The sequence below is a fragment of the Hyphomonas chukchiensis genome, assembly GCF_000682695.1.
Classification (GTDB): domain Bacteria; phylum Pseudomonadota; class Alphaproteobacteria; order Caulobacterales; family Hyphomonadaceae; genus Hyphomonas; species Hyphomonas chukchiensis.
The window spans coordinates 545735-567143 of sequence record NZ_AWFG01000001.1 but is presented as its reverse complement, the minus strand read 5'-3'; the positions used below and the strand labels follow the sequence as shown (position 1 = coordinate 567143).

The window sequence follows — 21409 nt, the reverse complement described above, 5'->3', positions numbered from 1 at the left end:
TTCAAAGTCCTTGGCCTTCGGCCTGCTTGGCGAGACGTTTCTCTGCCTGCAGGGCCTGCGTCATCAGGGGATAGATCTCGAGCGCCTGACGATAGGCGGCGAGGGCTTCCTTCTCGGCGCCCATGGTTTCCATCATGATGCCAAGTCCGGCCCAGGCCCCGAAATGGCGGGGTTCGAGGCGAAGGGCCTCGTTCAGGTCGCGCAGGGCTTCGGGGAAATTCTCGTCATTCAGGAACAGGCTCGCGCGGCGGCTCCACGCCTCGGCATAGTCCGGATCGATCATGATGGCGCGATCATAAAGGGCACGGGCAGTGTCAAATTCGCCGACCGTCTGCGCATCGACGGCGCGCTCCATGATCATGTCGACTGTGGGCGAGCCGGATTCCATCCAGGCCGCCCAGATATCCTGCGCGGCATCATTGGCTTCGCTTTCGCTCGGCGCATCGTGCAGTTTCTGGAACATTTCGTCCGACGGGGCCGCAGAGGCCTGCCCGGCAAGGAGGAGTGCAGCAAGGATCAGTGGCTTGAGCATGAAGTTCAATATGGACGGGAAGCGCGCTGCGGCAACAGGAGTTTGCATCAAAGCAGGCCGTGGGCCTCCAGCGCGGCTTCCAGCCCGGCCGCGCCGGTGAAGTGATGTGTCGCGAATCCGAGCGCGTCGGCGGCGGCGATATTGCTCTCGCGGTCATCAATGAAGAGAACCGTTTCCGGCTCTGGGCCGCCAATGGCTTCGAGCGCGTGCCGGTAAATCGCCGGATCTGGTTTTACCATCTTCAGGTCACCGGAGATGACGACATGGCGAAAGCGCTGCAGCACCTCGAAATGGGCGAGCATTTCCTCCCATGGGTCCGAAGGCATGTTGGAGAGGGCATAAAGCGGGACGCCGCGCGCATCGAGCCGTTCGATCAGCTCGGCCGTGCCGTCGACATAGCCGTCGAACATTTCCATCCAGCGCGTGCCCCACGCGCGGATTTCGCCTTCATATTGGGGGTGCTGGGCAATGAGGCTGGTGGCATTCTCGGCGAAGCTCGCGCCGGCGTCGTGGCGCGTATGCCAGTCCATTGTACAAATTTCGCCCAGGAAGTGATCCCGGGCGGCCGCATCGTCGAAAATTTTGGTGTAGAGGCGCGATGGCTCCCAATCGAGCACAACATGGCCGAGATCGAACAGGGCAATCGAAACGGTCATTTTCCCGCCTCATTGCCTGTTCATCTTCGGCTCAGGCCTGTTTGGCTTTAAAGCGCGGGTTGGTCTTGTTGATCACGTAAACGCGGCCCTTGCGGCGCACGATCTTGCAATCACGGTGACGTGCCTTGAGGGACTTCAGAGACGAGCGGACTTTCATGGGTCTGGCCTGACGATCATAAGGAATTAGGAAAGCGGTGCGAGTAATGAATCCGGGTAGCAGAGTCAAGGACGCACACTGTGATGCGCGTCATAACAGTCGGAGAGCCACAATGATACAGAAAGGCCTCGCGCGAACGCAATTACTGGCGGCTGCAGCGTTAACGGGTCTGCTGGCTTCCTGCGCGGCAGGGCCCCAGCCCAGCAAGCCCCCCGTCACCGGCAGCACGCCTGTCGAGGTGCCCGAAACGGGCCCGATCAAATATGCCTCATCCGGCCATGCGGCCATGGATGCCTGGCGCAATGATTTTTCCAATCGCGCGCTGGCCGCCGGGCATGACCGGGAACTGGTCAAGTCGCTGCTGACGGGCATCGAGCCGATTGCGCTCTGGCTCGGAACGGATTTTCAGGTTGCCGGCACTGGCATCAGCGATCAGGCCGAATTTTCCAAGCCGATCTGGGACTATCTGAAAGTGCCCCTCGGCGACAGCCGCATTACTAACGGCAAGGAGCGCCTCGCCGAGGCGCCTGCTTTGTTTGACCAGATCGAGGCGCGCTACGGCGTCGACCGCCAGGTTGTGGTCGCGATCTGGGGCATGGAGACAAGCTATGGCGCCGTCATCGGCAATTTCGATGCGGGCAATGTGCTGGCCAATATGGCCGTGGAAGGCCGTCGCAAGAGTTTCGCCGAGAAGGAACTCTATGCCGTGATGACCATGGTTGAGCGCGGCGATGCCGAACGCTCTGACCTGATCGCAGGCTGGGCTGGCGCCATGGGCCAGACCCAGTTCATGCCGTCGACCTATGTGGCCTATGCCGAGGATTTCGATGGCGACGGGCACAAGGATGTCTGGAAGAATGAGGGCGACGCGCTCGCCTCGGCGGCCAACTACCTGAAGAAATCCGGCTATATGATGGGCCAGCCCTGGGGCATCGAAGTCGCGGTGCCGTTCAGCTTCGATTACAGCCTCGCGGATGGCACCGAGCGCAACATGGACACATGGCGGGCTGCGGGCCTCACCCCCATTGCGGGCGGCGCTTTCGAGACCGGCGGCGCCAATGCGGCCCAGCTCTGGCTGCCGGCAGGTGCAGCCGGGCCGAAATATCTGCTCTTCCCCAATTTCAAGGTGTTCAAGGCCTATAACAATGCCGACTCCTATGCCTTTGCCGTGGGCATGGCAGGCAATGCCATTATCGGCCAGCCGGGCCCGGTGACGCCATGGCCGACCTATCTGAAGCCGTTGTCGGTGGCCGATATCAAGGCGCTGCAGGCGGGCCTCACGGCGCAGGGCTATAATGCCGGGCCTGTGGATGGCATTCCCGGCCGCCAGACCAAGCTTGCCCTGATGGGTTTCCAGAAGTCACGCGGCATCGTGGCCGACGGCTATCCGACCAAGGAAATGCTGGCTTTGGTCACAGGCACGGATTCGGGCGGTACAGTCGGCGTGTCATCAGCCGACGGGCCGAGCTGATCAGGCGGATTCATCATCGTCGGCGATAAACTCGCCGACGCCATCCTTCAGTCCGAAACGCGCAAACAGGGTCATGAAGACCAGCAGGCCGGCGCAGAAGATGAACGGCAGGTGCGGGTTCACATACTCGTACACGAAGAGGCCGAAGAAGGGTGTGATGATGAACCCCATGCCATTGGCCGAAATCACGAGCCCGGCGACATTGCCCTGAAGCTGTGGCGACACCGCAAGTGACGCGCCGCTGGAAAAGCCGGGGCGCGCGAGGCCGCTGCCGAGCCCGATGAAGAATTGGGCGAGGATCAGGCTGGCATAGTCCTTGGCGAAGATCAGCAGCACGGCGCCCGCCAGCAAGGGCAGGCAACCGCCCCACATCAGCGTCTTGTTCTTCATTTTCAGGCGCGGGATCAGCACCAGCTGCGCCATCAGCACGGCCAGGGCGCCGACCGTAAAGGCCGGGCCGGTAAACTGGGCCGCCTGGCGTCCCTCGACATGCAGCTTGTCCATCACCGAGAAGACGAAGACCTGCGTGAGGATGCCGCTGACCAGTGACAGGCAGACCGCAAAGATCAGGAAGGGCAGGACAGGGCCCGAACGCCACAGCCCGCGCCCGCCCATGTCGTCCTCGAACTTTGTGGCGTCAGAGACCGGGTCGCGCTGTTCCGGCAGGCGGAACCAGACGGCGGCAGCCATGCCGAAGGCGATGACAGCAGTGGCTGCCAGCGGGCTGAGCAGGCCAACGGTGGCCACGAGGGCGGCGGCAAAGGCCGGACCGATCACGGTGCCGACACTGAAGCCTGACGTGATGAGCGCAATTTCGGACTGGCGCTCTGCCTTGCTGGTCCGGTCGGCGACATAGGCCTGCGCGGCGCCGTTCACGCCGGAGCTGAATATCCCGAAGAGGGAGCGTGACGACGCGAGGCAGATGAAGATGAGGACTGATCCCTGCAGCACGCCGTTCAGGGCAAGGCCGCCAAACACGAACAGCAGTGTCATCGACATGCCATAGGCCGCAAGGCCCATGGCGGCGACGGGGCGACGACCCCAGGTGTTCGACCGCTTTCCCCAAATTGGCGACGTGGTCGACCAGAAGAAGGCCGAAAGCGCAAAGATGCTCGCGGCCATCCAGTCCGGCAGGTTCAGCTCGCGTGTCAGCGGCGGCAGCACGGCAGCTATGAGCATCGTGTTGCCCGCGCCAATCGCCATCAGCGAGAAGAACAGAAGAAAGAAAGCGCCGCGGCGATCAGGGCGCGGCGCATCGATAAGGGAATCACCGGTCTGGGACATGGAACTGACTAATCAGGTGGTGCTGAACAAAAGTCCAGACAGCGCCTTAGCCATTATTTCCGGTTGCCGTAGGGTAGCAGGCGCCTGACCAGGGCGTCAGGCTTGAATCGGTCATGGAGCGGTTGGAGTAGGCGATGCAGGCGCGGCCATAGTCGCGAACGGCCTGCGTGGCCTGCTCTTCGGCCCAGGAATGGGCGCAGGCCGCCTGATCCGGCGCAAGGCTGTCAGCCGGCATGCCCGGCTGGCGCGCGGCATCGATGAAGCCGGAGACGCAGGCCGCATAGGCCGTGATCTCGGCGAGGAAGGCTTCGCGCGCTTCGCCAGCCGCCTCAAGCTCCGACAGCGATGCGAACCCGCCCTCGGCAAAGTCCGGCTGGACAAGGTCGCCGCAGGCCTCGCGGACAATGGTGCGTCCCTGCATGGTCTGTTCCGGGGCGCAGACGCGGTAGCCATCACTTGGAATGGCCTGCTGCGCGGCTGCGGTCAGGGGGCCAGAGATGAGGGCAAGGGCAGCAAGCATGATGCGCATGGTGGAACCAGAACTCCGCGGCGCCACCCCCCGATGGGCCTTCCTGACTGTGATAAGCGGTGCGGCGAGCCCGATCAACCGCCGCAAGCACGCGAGAGCCCGCAGACGAAATGAAACGCAGGGTTAAGACCCTTCTGCGTAAGTAAGGATCGTTCCTGCCTCGAAAGGCCCTTCCTTGGCGCAGCTTGCCGGCCTCATACTTGTCTTTGTCCTCGTTTTCGGCGGTCTCTTTCTGACGGGCGGCAGCGGCGCCATGCATGCGCTCCCGTTCGAGATGGCGCTGATCGGCGGCGCGGCAGTTGGCACGGTCCTGATCGGCAATTCCCTGAGCGTGGCGCGCGAGGCGCTCGGCGGCTTTGCCAAGGCGTTTGGCGGCGCGAAATGGCGGCGGGACGACTATCAGGACCTGCTGGTGCTGCTCGGCACGCTGATGCGCAAGGCCCGTCAGGGCGGCTTTGTGGCCATCGAAGCCGATATTGAAACGCCGGAAGAGTCCGCCGCCTTTGAAGCTGTGCCGCGGATTCTGGACGATGAAGGCGCCTCCGGCATGATCTGCGACGCTTTCCGCCTGATGGCGCTCGACCTGTCGGACCCCGCCCGCGCTGAACAGCGCATGGACCAGTCCATTGCCGCCTATCTCGACCAGCGCATGAAGGCGGTCGGCGCCCTCAACACGCTGGCCGATGCCCTGCCGGCGCTCGGCATCGTGGCTGCCGTACTCGGCATCATCCGCACCATGGGCTCGATCGACCAGTCGCCCGCCGTGCTCGGCACGATGATCGGCTCGGCGCTGCTTGGCACATTCCTCGGTGTTTTCCTCGCCTATGGGCTTGTCGGGCCTGTCGCCGCCCGGTTCGGGCAGATCGTTGATGAGGATGCCCGGTTCCTGGATGTGATCCGGTCGACGCTCGGCGCGTATAGTGAAGGTCTGGCGCCGGGCGTGGCGCTGGAAATGGGCCGCGCCGCGATCCCGCCGGCACTCCAGCCTGATACGGCCACGCTGGAACAGGCGCTCAGCGCGTCCCGATTCATTGCCAAATCACGAACAGCGGCCTGAAATTCCTCAGTATTCCTTAAGATGCGGGCAATCGGCTTCTGTCATATTCAAATCTAATCTCTTGGGACGAGGTGATGATATGGCCGATCAAACTGCAGAAATGACGCCCCAGCGTAATTACTGGGTATCCGGTGACCTGAAAACGGTTGCGACGGGACTGACCGGCCTTATCGCCATATTCATGGCGCTGAAGGTGACGGCCTATAGCGCTGGACAGGAGATCGGTCTCGACGACCATATCTTCCGGACGGTGGCTTTTGCCTCGCTGACGGTTTGGGTGGCGCTGACCATCGGCCTGCGTCGCTCGGGCGCGGCGGCCATTATCGTGCTCGGCATGGCCACCTTCATAGAACTGATTCTGGCGCCTGTGCGCGGCGAGTCCTACGGCACGCTGGCCTCGGCCAATATGGGCATCGTGCTCGCCTATTGCGGCCTGCAGCTCTATTGCTACCGCGTTATCGGGGACAAATCCGACCAATAAGGGCGCAGGCGGGGCGCTTCGCCCGGTTATCGCGCATTGACCTTTCCGGCAGCAGCGGGCGAATGTCCGCCTGATGCCTGAACTGCGCCTTGCGACCTTCAATTGCGAAAACCTGATGATGCGCTGCGATTTCCGCAGGGCCGGCATTCCCGATGCGCGCCAGCAGCTCACCGATGTCGACACGGCGACTGTGGCCGCGCAGGTCGACGCGGTGTTCAATGTCCTCTCCGAAGATGACCGCACCCTCACAGCGCAGGCGCTGGCCGCCACCGAGGCCGATGTCTGCGCCCTGCAGGAGGTCGAGAACCTCGTCACCCTTACGGCTTTCGATACGCGCTATGTGGCCCGCTGGGCCGGCAGCGCGTTCGGCGGGCGCGTGCTGCATGAGGGCAACGACACGCGCGGCATCGATGTCGGCCTCCTCTCGCGCGTGCCGGTCGTCTTCCAGCGCAGCCATGCCCGGCGCACCTATGGATCGCTGGAGGTCATGCCGCCTCGGGGCCAGAGCGTGAACGACCTCGCCTTCCGGCGCGACTGCCTCGAAGTGGATATCGCCGTGAAAGGGCGGGCGCTGACGCTCTTCGTCTGTCATTTCAAGTCGATGCATGGCGGCCGGCTGCGTACCCGCGATGTGCGCCGCGCCGAAGCGCAGGCCGTTCGCCGCATCATAGGGGAGCGTTTTGCAGATCCTGCGGGCGAAGAATGGATCATCCTCGGCGATTTCAACGATTATCGCGAAGTGGACGGCGTGGCGCTCGATGATAGCGGCCTCGATCCCCTCCTGGATGACGGCTTTGCCGTGGACCTCGCCTCACAGGCGATTGCTGACCCGCTGGATCGCTGGACGCATCATTTTGCCGAAGACGACATCTATGGCGCGCTGGACCACATGTTCCTCTCGCCGCGTCTTGCAGTGCTGAATCCGGCGCCGGATATACGTATCGTGCGGGCTGGCTCGCCCTACCACGCGGCGCGATATGCCGGGCCCAGATTCCCCGGAATCGGCTGGATGGAGCCCAAGGCATCCGACCATTGCCCCATGGTCGCAACCTTAAAGTTTGAAGGCCGGGCCTTCCCGGCCTAGTCTTTCGTACATATCTGACCTGCCCAGGCCCGGAGGCTATGCCTATTGTCGCGTTTTGAAGAACTGATTGCCACGGTCGAGACCTATGAGGCGCTCGCTGCTGAAAACTATAACCGCATCCGCTCGCTGGCAGAGGAGATGCGGGCAGGCCTGTGCGACTATATCGGTGCGCCGGACGGCATCTGCGTGCATCTGGTGCCGCCGCAAGGGGCATTCGAGCCCAAGGCGCATGGCGACCAGGCCTTTTCCATGCCGTCACGGGGCTTTCGCCCGCTTGTGCCGATCGCTTTCGGCCTCGCGGTGCGGGTCTCGAAACAGGCCGACTGGATGCGCGTCACCATGGAATGCCGCAAGGTGGGTGATGTCTTCATCATCCAGATAGAAGATGGTGCAGAGTATGAATTTCGCCTGCCGCTCAAGGACAAGGACCCTGAACCTTTCTATGAACATGTGTATTCACATGTATTGAACTGGTTTGCGGAGAATATTGAGCGTTACAAGGTTGGAGACTATGGCACCCGGGAAATCGGGTTCGACTTTGCCGATGACATCAAGGCCCAGTCCGCATAGTGCGGGCCGGGGGGAAACGGCTCCTAAGCTGACAGGGCGCACATGAACCATATGGACTTTGCACTCGCAGGTGCCGGATCGGGCGAGCTGATCTTCGCTTGCGCGCTGATCGGCGCGCTTGGCATTGGTGCGCAATGGCTGGCCTGGCGCCTGCAGGCCCCGGCCATCGTGCTGATGGCGCTGGCAGGCCTTGCGGCGGGCCCGCTCTGGGCCGTGATCTTTGGCGCACCGCTGCTTGATCCCGAGCGCGTGTTCAATGGCGGCGGCAATGATCTGCTCCGTCCCATCGTGTCGCTGGCGGTGGCCGTCATCCTGTTCGAGGGTGGTCTCGTCCTCAAATTCGAGAACCTGCGTGATGCGGGCGCCGCCGTGCGGCGCATGGTGTTCATTGGCGGGCCCATGGCCTGGGGCCTCGGCACGCTGGCCGCGCGCTATGCGGCCGGGCTCGACTGGTCCAGCTCCATCGTCTTTGCGGGCGTCATGGTGGTCACCGGGCCTACCGTGATCATGCCGCTGCTGCGCCAGTCAAAGCTCGGCGGCAAGGCCGGGCAGTTCCTCAAATGGGAAGGCATCGTCAACGATCCTGTCGGCGCACTGTTCGCGGTGGCCTCATTCGAGATCATTCGCGTGGCGGCAACGGGCGAATCCATTCTCGGCAAGGGCGCGATGATCGTGCTGGCCGCAGGCATGGGCGTGGCGCTTGGCATTGCCTTTGGCTGGGCCATGGTCCGCGCTTTCCGCGCCGGCTGGACGCCGGAATACCTCAAGGCCCCCATCATCTTTGCCTCGATCATCCTCTGCTATGCGCTCGCCGAGCAGATCGAGAAGGAAATCGGCCTCGTTGCCGTCACCGCCTATGGCATGACGCTGGCCAATTCGCGCCTCGCCGGCATCGCGGAATTGCGCAAGTTCAAGGAAGACATTGCCGTCCTCCTCGTCTCGGGCGTGTTCGTGATCCTCACGGCGAATCTTCGGCCCGATGTCATCAAGGATGCGCTCACCTGGCGCACGCTGGCCTTCCTGCTGTGCATGTTGTTCATCGTCCGGCCGCTTTCCGTCTGGATCGCGACCTTCGGCACGCTGAAGCGCAACGAGGCGCTGCTGCTTGGCTGGATTGCGCCCCGCGGGATCGTGGCCGTCGCCGTCTCCAGCCTGTTCGCGACGCTGCTGGAAGACCTTGGCCGGCGCGGCGACAGCAAGTTCTACTTCTCGGGCGCAGAGCAGATCACACCGCTCGCCTTTGCCATGGTGTTCGTCACCGTTGTGCTGCACGGCTTTACCATCGGGCCGCTGGCCCGGCGGCTTGGCCTTGCCCGCAAGGAAAAGCCGGGCGTGCTGCTGGTCGGCGTGAACCCCTGGAGCATCGATCTTGCGAAAGTGCTGCGCGATGTCGGTATCGAGCCGATCCTCGCCGACAATAACTGGCGGCGCCTGCGGCCAGCCCGCGAAGCCGGCCTCAACACATTCTTTGGCGAGGTTCTGTCGGAGGACGCCGAAGTGCGGCTCGACCATTCGGCCTTTGACCAGGTTGTCGGTCTGTCGGCGAACGAGCCCTATAATGCGCTCGTGTCTGGCCACTTCGCGCCGGAACTCGGCCGTCACAAGGTCTACCAGCTCTCGGCACAGGATACCGAGGACGAAGATCCCCGCGCCATCGGCATGGGCACGCGCGGGCGCACGCTCATCAAGCGCGGCCGCGGCTATGACAGCCTGATCCGCGACCATTATCGCGGCTGGACCTTCGGCAAGACGAAGTTGACCGAGGAATATGATCTCAAGGATTTCCGCGAGGATCGGCCGAAGTCGGATATCGTTGCCGAATTGCGCCTCGATGGCACGATCATGTTCCTGGGGCCAAACCGCGAGCCCAAGGGTGGCGAAGGCGTCACGCTGATCAGTTTCGGGCCAGCCAAGCCAACCGAATCCGAGAAGGAACTCGCGTCTGCGCAGGCCGGGTAGGTCTTCCATTTCTCGTTCAAAATACAAACCCAGCTATCTCCATGATATCTGGGTATATTTTTCGAACTCAAAAATGAACTGCAAAAAAGAGACGCTGAAGAAGATAAATTTTTTGTCAGAACAAGGATTGATCGCAGCTGCCCTGAATCCGGCCGGTCATCAGCGCGCGGATTATTCCCCAGCCGATTGAAGTCCTGCGCCATGTGTACGCAACCAGGCGCGTTGGCGCTTCCAGTCCGGCACACATCTGGCCACATGGGCCCAGAATTTGGCGGAGTGATTCATCTCGAGCAAATGTGCGCATTCATGCGCCGCGACATAGTCCAGCACCTTGGGCGGGGCCATGATCAGGCGCCACGAGAAGGAGAGCTGGCCGTCAGACGTGCACGAGCCCCAGCGCGAGCGGGTATCTTTCACGGAAATCGCTTTATATTCAACGCCCAAGGTCTCGCAATGCCGGATGACGGCGCGTGTCAGGTCGGCCTTGGCCTGCTTCTTCAAATAGCGGGTCACGCGCATTGGCAGCCCCTCCGGATCGCCCGGTGCGCTTAGCAATTTCGGCTCACCCGGCCACATCTTCGGCAGGCGGCCCTCGCCATTGGCGGTCAGCTGGCACGGCTCGCCCCGGAACTGGATGAATTCGGCTTCCTCGAATTTCACGGTCTCGGGCAGGTGCTGCAGCCGTGTGGAGATCCATTCGACGCGTTCTGCAGCAAATGCTGCAGCATCTTTTATCTGGCGGTTGCTGGGCGCTACGGCAACGGCTTCGCGGCGGCGCTCATCAAGGCGAAGAATGAGCCGGCGCGCCTTGGAATTGACTTCAAATCGTACAACAACGCGGGCACCATTCGGCGCCTTCAGTGTCATTGTCTGGCCATTGTTGTATGCCATGTTTAAACTCTCAGAGACGCGTCGGGGACACCTGCTCGCAGTATTCAATAAAGGGACTAAAGATGAAATATCTGCTGACAGGCGTTGCCGCCATAGCTTTGCTTACGGCATGCGGCGACAAAAACAAGGACAAGGATGGCGCCAGCCCGGCCGGCATCGAACTTTCCGACAGCAAGCTGCCTGGGGTCAAACTCCGCAAAGGAGACCCAGCTACGGCGCCGGCTGTGCTGAGTGCGTTTTCGCTCGATCAGTCCGGCAAGGGCCGCGTCAGCTTTACCGGCAGTGAGGTCAAGGGCGCCAAGGCCGTCTTCAAGAACGTCACGCTCGTCTCCGCTGAAGAGGCCACCGATGCCGAAGGCGTCGCAGATGATGGCGAACTCCACCTCAAGGGCTCGGATCTCAAGGCCGGCGAGATGACATTTGAAGGCCTCGGCATGCTGAACGGCAAGCCGAACTTCTCGAAAATTGTCCTCTCCGATGTCAGCTTCGTGCCGAAAGACCCGGCAGAGAACCACGGCTCCAGCAAGATCAAGTCCATGGAACTGGTCAACCCGTCGCCGGAAACCGCGGCCTGGATCGCCAGCCTGTTCGGCAAGGGCGAAGCCATGGACATGCCCGAAGGCAAGGCGCTTGCCTTTGATCTCTGGTCGATGAAGGACGTGAACTTCAAGATCGACGAGGAAGAAGGCCAGAAGGGTGATTTCCTCATTTCCTCGGTCGACGTGCTCGGCCTGAAGGATGAGAAAGCGGCGCAGATGGGCCTCAAGGGCCTGAAGCTCAACATGATCGACCCCACCGACAATACAGACCTGAAGGCCAGCCTTGGCGGCGTTGACCTGCGCGGCGTGAACCTCGCCGTGCTGAAAGGCATGAGCGGCGATGAAGCCGGCAGCGGCGCGGTCGCCAGCATGCTCGAAGTCTTCCAGAACGATCCGGCCAATCCGGGCTATGACTCGGTTCTCATCGACGGTCTCAAAGTCGCCGTCTCCGGCGCTGATTTCGACATGCCGAAACTCAGCTCCAAGGTCTCGCGCGACAAGAAGGGCCGCGCCGTCAAAGTCGTCACGGACCCGTTCAAGATGACGCTCGGCACCAGCGAAGGCGAACTCGGCGAGAAACTCGGCGCCCAGCTCGCCCTGCTCGGCTATGAAAAGCTCGAGCTCAGCGGCCAGGGCGAACAGGCCTATGATCCTGACAAGGACATGGTCACCATCGCCAAGGGCAAGAATTTCTGGAAACTGGATGACGGTTTCCGGGTGGATTTCTCCGGCCAGTATGAAGGCGCCAGCGCCATGGCCGCTGCTCAGGCAAAGGCTGCCACGGATAATGCCCCGGCCGATCCGGGCGCCATGATGCAGGACGCGCTGGACAAGATGCTGATCCACAATTTCCAGCTCGCTATCGATGATGACGGCTTCCTCGCCCGCGGCTTCAATGCCTATGCGGCTCAGTCCGGTCAGGATCCGCAACAGCTGCGCAGCCAGGTTGCCGGCATGATGGCCATGGCCCCGATGATGGCGGCGCAGTCGGGCATTGACCCGGAACTGGTCACGGAGGCGGCCACCGCGCTCTCCTCCTTCATCACCGATCCGAAGACGCTGACGCTCACGCTGGCCCCTGCCAAGCCTGTGCGTCTGGCTGACTTCGCCGACATGGAAGACCCTTCGGCCCTGACCAAGACGGCGCTCGGCTTTTCCGCCAAGAACGAATAGGCCCCGGCCTTATCCCTCTGAATGGCGCGCGTTTCCTGCTGGAGACGCGCGCTTTTCTTTATGCTCCGCTCAGGGCATAGGCTTGTTTCCATGAAGATTGCATTTTTCGGAGACGTCGTTGGCAAGCCCGGCCGGGCTGCCGTGCTGGAGCACTTGCCGGGCCTCAAGGCGCGCCTGCGGCTCGATTTCGTTGTCGTGAACGCCGAGAATTCGGCTGGCGGTTTCGGCCTCACCGAATCCATCGCGAACGATTTCTTCGGTGCGGGGGCCGACTGCCTCACCCTCGGCGACCATGCCTGGGACCAGCGCGAGGCCCTCACCTATATCCAGCGCGAGCCGCGCCTCCTGCGCCCGCTGAACTATCCGCCGTCGGCCAATGCACCCGGCAAGGGCGCTCATCTCTATGCCCTGCCAGATGGCCGCCGCGTCGGCGTCATCCAGGCGCAGGGCAATGTCTTCATGCGGCAAAGCCTCGTCAATCCGTTCGAGGCCGTCGATGCCGCGCTCGATTCCATGCCGCTCGGCGCCGTGGCCGATGCCATCATCGTCGACATGCATTGCGAGGCGACCTCCGAGAAAATGGCCATGGGCCATCATTGCGACGGCCGCGCCAGCCTCGTCGTCGGCACGCACACCCATGTGCCCACCGCCGACACGATGATCCTCGAAAACGGCACCGCCTATCAGACAGACGCCGGCATGTGCGGCGACTATGACAGCGTCATTGGCATGCAGAAGCAGAACTCGCTCACCCGCTTCATCACCCAGCTCCCCGGCGAACGCTACCAGCCCGCGCTCGGCGACGGCACAATGTGCGGCACCTACGTCGAAACCGACGACAAGACGGGATTAGCCCTCCGTATAGAACCCATCCGCATGGGCGGCCGCCTCAGCGAGCAGGTTCCGGCCTAGGCAAACGCCCCCCACGCCGCAGTCCCGGCGAAAGTCGGGACCTCAGGCAATTGGAGATGGCCCCCCGATCTGCGCCGGGGATGCGGACAATAGGTAAGGCCTAAGGCGTCACCACCGGGAACCAGAAGTCGGGCCGGTCGAGCGTACCGAAGAAGGCCTGCAGCATGGCCGGGTTGCCGCTGACACTGGCGGCGCCGGACTCGAGCTGTTCCGGCAGTGTCGTCCTGCCGAGCAGGACAAGGTCGAACACGGAACGGTCCATCGTCAGCGTTACGGCGGCATCCTCGACGCTTCCCTCACGTGGCACGAGGACGGATTTGCCAAGGTGCAGCGTCAGCGCCTCGTCGCGGTCCGGGAAGACGAGGTTCACGGCGAAAGGCTCGGCCGTCATCTTCGCCGGATTGAACCGGGCCGCGAGGGAATCCATGAGGTCGATCGATTTCACCGCGCGCAGGAATTCCGGATTGCCGAGCTGCGGATTGCCGAGGCTCGGAATGCCATTGCGCAGCTCGCTGGCGCCGACGAGGAAATAGCTGCGCCAGGCGCCGCTCTCGGCCTGGAAGCCCAGCTGCTCATAGGTCGCGGCCAGCCAGTTGCGGGCGGTCTCGCTTTCCGGCTCGGCAAAGACGGCATGGTTGAACACTTCCGCGGCCCAGCGATAATCGCCCGCCTCGAACGCCTTCGCCCCCACGGCCAGCGTCGCGTCCAGCCCGCCCATGGCCTCGACATAACGCGCCGCCGTGACGACGTGCGGCAGCTCGTAATACTCGGCCGGGACACCGCCCCACCAGCCGAAATAATACTGGTACACGGCCTTGGCATTGTGATTCAGCGTGCCGTAATAGCCGCGCGTATTGAAGGCATCAGGCTTGCTCTCGAAGGCCGGTTCGGTCACGGCCTCGGCGGCCTCTGTCATCGTTGCGCCGGCATTGGCGTTGCGCAGGGTCTGGTCATGAACGTAGCGATAGATGTCGCGCTGGCCTTCCAGCAGCGTATCGACATTCTCCTCGCCCCAGGTCGGCCAGTGGTGGGAGGCGAACACAACGTCTGCCTTGTTGCCATAGGTTTCCAGCACATAGTCGATGGCCCGGCTCCAGCCGAGCGCATCGCGCACCTTGGCGCCGCGCGGCGTCAGCAGGTTGTGGAATGTGGCGGTCACGACCTCCGCCGTGCACAGCGCGCGCTTTTCCGGCAGGTAGAACATGAACTCCGCCGGCGCTTCGGTGCCGGCCGCATCGATGAACTCGAACGTCACGCCATCAATCACGCGCTGCGTGCCGCGCCCCGAAATCTCTTCGGTCGGCGCGATCAGGCTGATCGTGCCCTGCGGCAGGCCGGGGCCGAGGCCTGAGCCGACATGCGCAGTCGGGCTGCGCGGAATCGTGTTGCCGAACATGAAGGTCGACCGGCGGCTCATCTGGTTGCCTGCGATCAGGTTCTCGCTGACGGCATGCTCAAGAAAGCCGACCGGCGCCATGATCGGCACGTTGCGGGCTTTCGCGTCTTCCTCGGTCAGCACGCCGCGCGCCCCGCCGAAATGGTCCGCATGGCTGTGTGTGTAGAGAAGCCCGGTGACTGGGCGCTCGCCGAGTGTATCATTGACCAGTTTCAGCGCCGCGCTGGCGGTTTCCGTGCTGGTCAGCGGGTCCACGATGATCCAGCCGGTCTTGCCTTCAATCACGCTCATGACAGAGAGATCATAGCCCCGCACCTGCCAGATGCCGTCGCCGACCTCGAACAGGCCGTGCTCGGCTGCAAGACGCGACTGGCGCCAGAGGGACGGGTTCACCGTGTCCGGCGCATCGCCCTTCAGGAAGTCGAATTGCGGGATGGCCCAGACGACGTGGCCATCTTCGGCGAGGATCGCCGGCGCATCGATATAGGCGATCCGGCCACGGGCGGCGTCTTCAACATCGCTTTGTTCGTCCAACGGCAGGCGCGCCGCCAGCGCGGCATTGGCCTCGCGCGTCGCCTCCGTCGCAACACCGGCTTCAGGTGGCGCGGGAACAGCAGGGGCTGCAGGCGTTTCGGGCGCAAGCGCCTCGGGGGCAGTTGCCTGGCTGGCGCAGGCTGACAGGGCAATGGCGCATAGCGAAATCATGCGGTGGCGCATACTGGTTTCCTCTCCCGGGTTTTTCCCAACTTTCAGGATTTGCCCGCTCTCTGCAAGGCCTGCCGCCGGGGAGCTTGGCGCTTTGGCCATCCTGCGCTAAAGCGCACGCTTCACGTTTCTGACCCCCAAAGAGGTTTTCATGGCCGGCCATAGTAAATGGGCAAATATCCAGCACCGCAAAGGCGCGCAGGACAAGAAGCGCGCCGTTCTGTTCTCGCGCCTGTCGAAAGAGATCACGATCGCGTCCAAGATGGGCGGACCTGACCCGGACGGTAACCCGCGTCTGCGCCTCGCGATCCAGAACGCCAAGGGCCAGTCGGTTCCGAAGGACAATATCCAGCGCGCCATCGACAAGGGCCAGGGCGGCGGCGGCGATGATTATGTCGATATTCGTTATGAGGGTTTCGGCCCGGGCGGCGTCGGCATCATCGTCGAGGCCTCGACCGACAACAAGAACCGCACCGCGACCGACGTGCGCACGGCTTTCTCCAAGAATGGCGGCAATCTCGGCGAAACGGGCTCGGTCTCGTTCAGCTTCGATCAGGTCGGCGAGATCGAATATCCCGTCAGCGTTGGCACTGAAGACGAAGTGATGGAAGCGGCCATACTTGCTGGCGCGCAGGATGTGGAATCCGATGAGGAATCCCACTGGATTTACACAGCGCGCGAAGACCTGCAATCAGTCGCCGATGCGCTGGCTGAGCATTTCGGCGCCGATGTCGAAGCCAAATCGACCAAGCTGATCTGGAAACCGCAGAACAATATCCCGGTCGACGGCGATTCCGCCGACACGCTGATGAAGCTGCTCGATGTGCTGGACGAACTCGACGACGTGCAGAACGTCTACGACAATTCCGAACTGTCCGACGAGGAAGCCGCCCGCCTGTCAGCCGAATAGGCTGATCAGGCCGGCACTTTCGCTGGCGGGAAGGTTCCGGCGCGGCTGAGCGATGAGGAGACGGGATGCTTGAGCACCGTCTCCAGCCACTTCGCCGTGTCGATGAGCTTGCCAAGGTCGAGCCCAGTCTCGAAGCCGGCCCGTTCCAGCATGTAGACGACGTCTTCAGTGGCCACATTGCCCGTGGCGGCTGGCGCAAACGGGCAGCCACCAATGCCGCCGCAGCTTGCGTCGATCACGTCGACGCCCGCCTCAACGGCGGCTGCAACATTGGCAAGGCCGGCGCCGCGTGTGTCGTGGAAATGCATGCGCAGGTAAACGTCCGGCGCCTCCATCCGCACCCGCTCGATGGCCGCGCGCACGTCCCATGGCGTTGCGACGCCAATCGTGTCGCCAAGGGCAAGCTCATTGACGCCCGCCCGCTGTGCCTGCGCAGCCAGATTGCCAACGACGGCAATATCCACATTGCCCTCGAACGGGTCGCCAAAGGCAACGGAGATGGTCGCGGACAAAGGAATACCGGCCTCAAGGATCAGCGGCGCGCACTGGGCGAGCATGTCGGCGCTCTCCTGCGGGCTCATGCCCTGATTGCGTCGGCCAAACGTCTCGCCGGCCACAAGCACGAAATTGATTTCGTCCGCGCCGGCATCGATTGCCCGGCGCACGCCCTTCTCGTTCAGCGCGAGGGCAATGTGACGCGTCGGTTTGGAACGGTCGACACCCGCAAAAACGGCGGCGGAATCCGCCATCTTGGGCACGGCTTTCGGATTGACGAAGCTGCCCGATTCCATGCGCCGAACGCCGGCCTCTTCCAGACGGGAAATGAATTCCAGCTTTTGCGATACGGTGAGGTCGGCGGGATCGTTCTGCAATCCGTCGCGCGGGCCGACTTCAACGATATCTATGCGGCGTGCCATTTTCTATTCCTGTCTATTTGCCCTGGAAGGCCGGTTCGCGGCGCTCGACAAAACTTGCCACGCCTTCCTTGAAGTCGAATGTCGTGAAGCTGTCCGCCATTGCAGTATCCGCCTCTGCGAGGCTTTCCGAATAGGACTGGAAATAGGACGCGCGCACCTGGCGCTTCATCACGGCGACGGAGCGGGGCGAGACCATTTTCGAAAGGTGACCTGCGAGCTCCATCACATGGGGCATCAGTTCATTGGAAGGCAACGCCTTGTTGACGAGACCGAGATCGGCCGCCTCGTCGCCCTTGAACACACGGGCGGTGAACAAGAGGTCCAGCGCATTTGCTTCACCCACGAGTCGGGGCAGGAGCCAGCCAATGCCGTGCTCGGCGATCAGGCCGCGCTGGGCGAAAGCGGTCGTGAACTTCGCGTCCTCGGCGGCAAAGCGCATGTCGGCAAAGAGCGCAAAGATCAGGCCGATGCCCGCGCAGGGGCCGTTAATGGCCGCGATGATGGGCTTGGGGCAGGCATAGAGATAGCCGAAGCGGCCATCATAGATTTTCTCCAGCCCCTCCGGCGCGCTGCGCTCGACACGCGCCGTCGCCGATTTGGCGCCTGCATCCGTATCGCCCTGGATATCCTGCAGATGGTTCATGTCCGCCCCGGCGCAGAAGCCGCGCCCGGCACCTGTGACGATGATGCATCGCACGTCCGCATTGTCGCCTGCCGCGCGGATGGCGGTTTCCAGTTCGGCCTGCATCACCGGCGTCCAGGCATTCAGCCGGTCCGGCCTGTTCAGTGTCAGCGTCAGGATACCGTCGTTCAGGTCTTCCAATATTTGCGTGTAAGCGGCCATGCGGGATTCCTCCGTGATTTTTTGCCAGTCTAGACCGCAATTCGGCAAAAGGGCAGCGCGAGATTATGTCCGGATCGGCTCTGGCCTGTAATGCTCGGCCCCAATCACGCCTTCGAGCAGGTTCGCTGCCAGCGGCGTGTCGCCCCGTGCGCGATGGAGCACGGAGATATCGCCTGTCGTTTCCGCGACGGCCGCATCGACCTGAGAGAAGTCCAGTACGTTGGCCTCGCGAAGCTTTCCCAGGAGGTCGCTCTCGGTGATTTTGGCCTTGTTCATCTGCTCGCGCAGCATCTCGCCATTCGCCATGATGAGGCGCGGCTTGTTATTGGTGCTACCCTCAAACTTATCTGAATAGACCCGCAAGGCGGCGACACCCATCTGCAGCGCAAACAGCGCCGCAAGCGCGGCGATGCCCTGCGCGACGGGGGGATCCTTTGTCAGGATAACAGATGCCAATACGGAGCCGATCGACACCGTGACGGCGAAATCAAATCCACTCATTTTTGAGAAACTGCGCACGCCGGCCAGACGCGTGAGGATGATCAGCGCCAGATACATCGCTGCTGCGGACGCAGCGATTAGCATTAGCGATCGCGGGCTTGAAGCAAACCATTCCATTTTTGAAATCCCCCTGTGTGTCCTCACATAGCGTGCCATCAGCGCGCGGGTTCCGCTGGCGCGTGTGGCGGTCCTGAACTATGGAGGCGTACATGACCGATTATTCTCCCCCCCTTTCGGGCAGCGCGCAGGACGAGACCTGCGAATTGCGCCCCAAATTCAATGCCGACGGCCTGATCGCGGCGATTGCGCAGGACGCGACCAGCGGCGAAGTGCTGATGCTGGCCTGGATGAATGCCGAAGCGCTCGCCGCGACAGTGTCGACCGGCCGGGCGACCTACTGGTCGCGTTCGCGCGGCGAGCTGTGGGTGAAGGGCGATACGTCAGGACATATACAGGACGTGGTCGAGGTGCGCGTGGATTGCGATCAGGACGCTGTCCTCCTGCGCGTCAACCAGACAGGCGGCGCCTGCCATACAGGCCGCGACAGCTGTTTCTACCGTGTGGTCGGCCCGGACGGACAGACGCTATCGCTCGACGCCAAAAACACCTAGTTTCTGACCGACTCACCTGAAGGGGACCATAATGCGCCTGACACATTTGATGATTGCGGCTTCGACGGCCGCCCTGCTGGCCGCCTGCGCACCAAAGACACCTGCGCCTGAAGCCGAGGCCCCCGCACCCGAGGCGGAAGCCCCCGTCGAAACAGTGGAGGCTGAAGCACCGCTCCATGTCGATGTGCTCGATTGCGGCACGATCAAGGTCTCTGATCTCGATATCTTCTCGTCTGCTGGGGACTATGCCGGACAGTCGGATACGCTGACGGACAGCTGTTTCCTGATCCGCCACCCGAAAGGCATCCTGCTTTGGGATCTCGGCCTGCCGGGCATGTTGGTCGGCAATGGCGAAAACACGCAAGGCGTCTTCACCGTGTCGCTCGACACCTCGTTGACGGAGGAACTGGCTGCGCTGGGCGTCGTCCCGTCTGAAATCGACTATGTCGCCATTTCCCACAGCCATTTCGATCATACCGGTCAGATCGATCAGGTTCAGGGCTCGACCTGGCTGGTCAACCAGAAGGAAAAGGACGCCATGTTCCCGCCGGATGGGTCCGCCCCTTATGATCCAAGCCTCGCGCCAACCTTCGCCATGTTCAGCCCGATGGAACAGCAGCTGATTGATGACGAGTATGACGTGTTCGGCGACGGCACTGTGGTTATCTTCCAGACGCCCGGCCATACGCCGGGGCATTCCTCGCTGCAGCTGATGATGCCGGAAAGCGGCCCCGTTCTGCTGACGGGCGACCTCTATCACCGCAATGAAAGCCGCGAACTGAAACGCGTGCCGCGCTTCAACTTTGACGAAGCCGAAACGCTGGCATCCATGGATGCGTTCGAAGCGCGCGCCGAACGCCTCGGCGCAAAGGTCATCATCCAGCACGAGCCGGATGATATCGAACCGCTGAACGGCGAGATCCGCTAGGGCTTCAGGGCGCGTCGGTATCGCTTGGAAAGGCGAAGATCGATGCGTCCGGATCCGGCTTGCCTGCAATCGCTGCGGCAACAATTTCCGCGCCAATCACGCTGAATGTGATGCCATTGCCGCCAAAGCCCATCAGGGCGTGCACATGGGAGTGTCCCGGAACGGGGCCAAGGAACGGAAGGCCCGTAGTGGATTCGCCAAACGCTGCCGCCCAGCGATGGGCGGGCGGATAGAGCGAAACGCCCGTCAGTTTCTCGAACTTCTCCACCAGCGTCGCGGTCTTGCGTTGCAGCTTGGCCGCGTTCATGTGACCCGTCTCGAAAGGCTCGTCCTCGCCGCCGATAACGACATGCCCATCCGTGTGCGTGCGGAAATAGAGGTAGGGGTCAGACCCTTCCCAGACGATATGATCGTCCAGCCAGGTGGGGAGCTTGCCACGCGGCCGCGCCGCGATCGCCCAGGTCGATATGATCCGGTGCTCGCGGCTCTCGAGCGATTTCAGGAACTCATAGCCGGTGCAGAACACGGCATGACCGCATGTCAGGATCTGGTCGTTTGACAGGGTCAGCGCCGCCTGCGCACCCGTTGCCACGAAATCGCAGACTTCCAGAGGCGACACGATTTCGAGCCCCGAATCTGTTGCTCGACGCAGAAGGCCCGCCGTCAGTTGCGCCGGATCGGCAGAGGCGGATGGCTCGCTGAGCAGGGCGCCGGTACGGTCCATGCCATAGGTCTCCCGCAATTCCTGCGCAGGGATGAAACGGGAGGTCAGGCCGGCGGCCTCGCGCGCCGCCTGTTCGGTCTGGAGCGCGCGGAAACCGAATTCGTCCCCGGCAAGATAGAGCGCAGGCTTCTCGGTGTAACCGCAGGGAATGTTTTCCAGCCGGACAATCTCGCCAAGCCGCTGAACTGCCTTTGCCGAGCGTTTCCAGGCCCGGCGCGCCTTGTCCTGCCCGATCATCTCCGCCAGCTTGTGCAGCGGCGTATCGATCTCGTACTGGATCATCGCGGTGCTGGCCGGCGTGGAACCCGTGACGGGCGGCCGGCGATCAATCAGCAGGACCCGGCGCTTGCCGTCGCAGAGATGCCACGCCGTCAGCGCGCCGCTGATGCCCGATCCGGCGATGATGACGTCATAGGTCGAATGCTTGGGCGTCTTGCGGACGGAAAGATTGGGTGCGCCCTCTGCGAGCCAGAGTGGCTCGCCCGTGCGAAGGTCACGCTTTTCGGTTTCAGTTGAGGAATTGCTCTGCGCCATAAGGCCTCCCTTCGCGCGGGGGTCGGGAAGCTGCGCGCGAGCGA

The 21409-nt window shown here is 62.6% G+C and carries 22 protein-coding genes; 11 read left to right on the top strand and 11 right to left on the bottom strand.

Translation table 11 applies throughout. The features are described from left to right. Position 1: 1 nt before the first annotated feature. From HY30_RS02765 to ykgO, 3 genes are read right to left on the bottom strand one after another with little or no spacing between them, the layout of a single operon-like run. Complete coding sequence (locus HY30_RS02765) at positions 2–580, bottom strand: tetratricopeptide repeat protein (RefSeq protein WP_241765621.1); 579 nt, start codon at positions 578–580, stop codon at positions 2–4. After that, entirely contained in the window at positions 580–1188 is a 609-nt protein-coding gene (locus tag HY30_RS02760; protein WP_034736572.1) for an HAD family hydrolase, read from the bottom strand. The genes HY30_RS02765 and HY30_RS02760 overlap by 1 nt, the downstream gene beginning before the upstream one ends. 31 nt (positions 1189–1219) lie before the next feature. Continuing rightward, positions 1220–1345: a type B 50S ribosomal protein L36 gene (gene ykgO, locus HY30_RS02755; RefSeq protein ID WP_034736570.1), complete on the bottom strand. Its 126-nt coding sequence runs from the start codon at positions 1343–1345 to the stop codon at positions 1220–1222. A gap of 112 nt (positions 1346–1457) precedes the next feature. On the opposite strand from ykgO, the gene HY30_RS02750 reads away from it, so the two are divergent. Further along, the gene (locus HY30_RS02750) at positions 1458–2816 is read left to right on the top strand and encodes a lytic murein transglycosylase (RefSeq protein WP_051614693.1); all 1359 of its coding nucleotides are present in this window, start codon (positions 1458–1460) and stop codon (positions 2814–2816) included. Here the strand turns inward: HY30_RS02750 and HY30_RS02745 are convergent, their stop codons facing one another. After that, positions 2817–4100 (bottom strand): MFS transporter, encoded by a 1284-nt coding sequence (locus HY30_RS02745; protein WP_034736568.1) that lies wholly within the window; start codon positions 4098–4100, stop codon positions 2817–2819. 46 nt (positions 4101–4146) lie between these two features. Continuing rightward, entirely contained in the window at positions 4147–4629 is a 483-nt protein-coding gene (locus HY30_RS02740; protein ID WP_034736566.1) for a hypothetical protein, read from the bottom strand. A 175-nt stretch (positions 4630–4804) separates the two neighbouring features. Here HY30_RS02740 and motA point away from each other — a divergent pair, with 175 nt between their 5' ends. The 5 genes from motA to HY30_RS02715 all read left to right on the top strand — a co-directional run bounded on the left by motA (position 4805) and on the right by HY30_RS02715 (position 9780). Beyond that, entirely contained in the window at positions 4805–5686 is an 882-nt protein-coding gene (motA, locus tag HY30_RS02735; RefSeq protein WP_034736564.1) for a flagellar motor stator protein MotA, read from the top strand. Between the two features lie 79 nt (positions 5687–5765). Further along, positions 5766–6167 (top strand): hypothetical protein, encoded by a 402-nt coding sequence (locus HY30_RS02730; protein WP_034736562.1) that lies wholly within the window; start codon positions 5766–5768, stop codon positions 6165–6167. Between the two features lie 73 nt (positions 6168–6240). Continuing rightward, entirely contained in the window at positions 6241–7251 is a 1011-nt protein-coding gene (locus HY30_RS02725; RefSeq protein WP_051614691.1) for an endonuclease/exonuclease/phosphatase family protein, read from the top strand. Positions 7252–7296: 45 nt separating this feature from the next. Further along, the gene (locus tag HY30_RS02720) at positions 7297–7821 is read left to right on the top strand and encodes a hypothetical protein (protein ID WP_034736560.1); all 525 of its coding nucleotides are present in this window, start codon (positions 7297–7299) and stop codon (positions 7819–7821) included. Positions 7822–7863: 42 nt separating this feature from the next. Continuing rightward, positions 7864–9780, top strand: coding sequence for a cation:proton antiporter (locus tag HY30_RS02715; RefSeq protein WP_051614689.1), 1917 nt, complete (start codon positions 7864–7866; stop codon positions 9778–9780). 171 nt (positions 9781–9951) lie between these two features. Here the strand turns inward: HY30_RS02715 and HY30_RS02710 are convergent, their stop codons facing one another. After that, positions 9952–10671: a M48 family metallopeptidase gene (locus HY30_RS02710; RefSeq protein WP_034736559.1), complete on the bottom strand. Its 720-nt coding sequence runs from the start codon at positions 10669–10671 to the stop codon at positions 9952–9954. A 62-nt stretch (positions 10672–10733) separates the two neighbouring features. Between HY30_RS02710 and HY30_RS02705 the strand changes: the two genes are divergently transcribed. Continuing rightward, the gene (locus HY30_RS02705) at positions 10734–12383 is read left to right on the top strand and encodes a hypothetical protein (protein ID WP_034736557.1); all 1650 of its coding nucleotides are present in this window, start codon (positions 10734–10736) and stop codon (positions 12381–12383) included. Between the two features lie 90 nt (positions 12384–12473). Next, positions 12474–13295 carry a TIGR00282 family metallophosphoesterase gene (locus HY30_RS02700; RefSeq protein WP_034736897.1) on the top strand — a complete coding sequence of 274 codons (822 nt, stop codon included), beginning with the start codon at positions 12474–12476 and terminating at the stop codon, positions 13293–13295. Between the two features lie 100 nt (positions 13296–13395). Here the strand turns inward: HY30_RS02700 and HY30_RS02695 are convergent, their stop codons facing one another. Beyond that, entirely contained in the window at positions 13396–15408 is a 2013-nt protein-coding gene (locus HY30_RS02695; protein ID WP_051614687.1) for an alkyl/aryl-sulfatase, read from the bottom strand. A gap of 139 nt (positions 15409–15547) precedes the next feature. On the opposite strand from HY30_RS02695, the gene HY30_RS02690 reads away from it, so the two are divergent. Further along, entirely contained in the window at positions 15548–16306 is a 759-nt protein-coding gene (locus HY30_RS02690; protein WP_034736555.1) for a YebC/PmpR family DNA-binding transcriptional regulator, read from the top strand. Between the two features lie 5 nt (positions 16307–16311). Here HY30_RS02690 and HY30_RS02685 read toward each other — a convergent pair whose 3' ends face one another. The 3 genes from HY30_RS02685 to HY30_RS02675 form a co-directional block, all read right to left on the bottom strand. Next, positions 16312–17223 (bottom strand): hydroxymethylglutaryl-CoA lyase, encoded by a 912-nt coding sequence (locus HY30_RS02685; protein ID WP_034736553.1) that lies wholly within the window; start codon positions 17221–17223, stop codon positions 16312–16314. Between the two features lie 13 nt (positions 17224–17236). After that, positions 17237–18067 carry an enoyl-CoA hydratase gene (locus HY30_RS02680; protein WP_034736550.1) on the bottom strand — a complete coding sequence of 277 codons (831 nt, stop codon included), beginning with the start codon at positions 18065–18067 and terminating at the stop codon, positions 17237–17239. Positions 18068–18130: 63 nt separating this feature from the next. Further along, a complete protein-coding gene (locus HY30_RS02675; protein ID WP_034736548.1) occupies positions 18131–18685 on the bottom strand; it encodes a DUF421 domain-containing protein in 555 nt (184 codons plus the stop codon). Between the two features lie 92 nt (positions 18686–18777). Here HY30_RS02675 and hisI point away from each other — a divergent pair, with 92 nt between their 5' ends. Both hisI and HY30_RS02665 read left to right on the top strand, forming a co-directional pair. Continuing rightward, positions 18778–19179: a phosphoribosyl-AMP cyclohydrolase gene (gene hisI, locus HY30_RS02670; RefSeq protein WP_081812015.1), complete on the top strand. Its 402-nt coding sequence runs from the start codon at positions 18778–18780 to the stop codon at positions 19177–19179. 31 nt (positions 19180–19210) lie between these two features. Further along, positions 19211–20107: an N-acyl homoserine lactonase family protein gene (locus HY30_RS02665; protein ID WP_051614685.1), complete on the top strand. Its 897-nt coding sequence runs from the start codon at positions 19211–19213 to the stop codon at positions 20105–20107. 4 nt (positions 20108–20111) lie between these two features. Here the strand turns inward: HY30_RS02665 and HY30_RS02660 are convergent, their stop codons facing one another. Beyond that, complete coding sequence (locus HY30_RS02660; protein ID WP_034736546.1) at positions 20112–21365, bottom strand: NAD(P)/FAD-dependent oxidoreductase; 1254 nt, start codon at positions 21363–21365, stop codon at positions 20112–20114. Positions 21366–21409 lie beyond the last annotated feature (44 nt).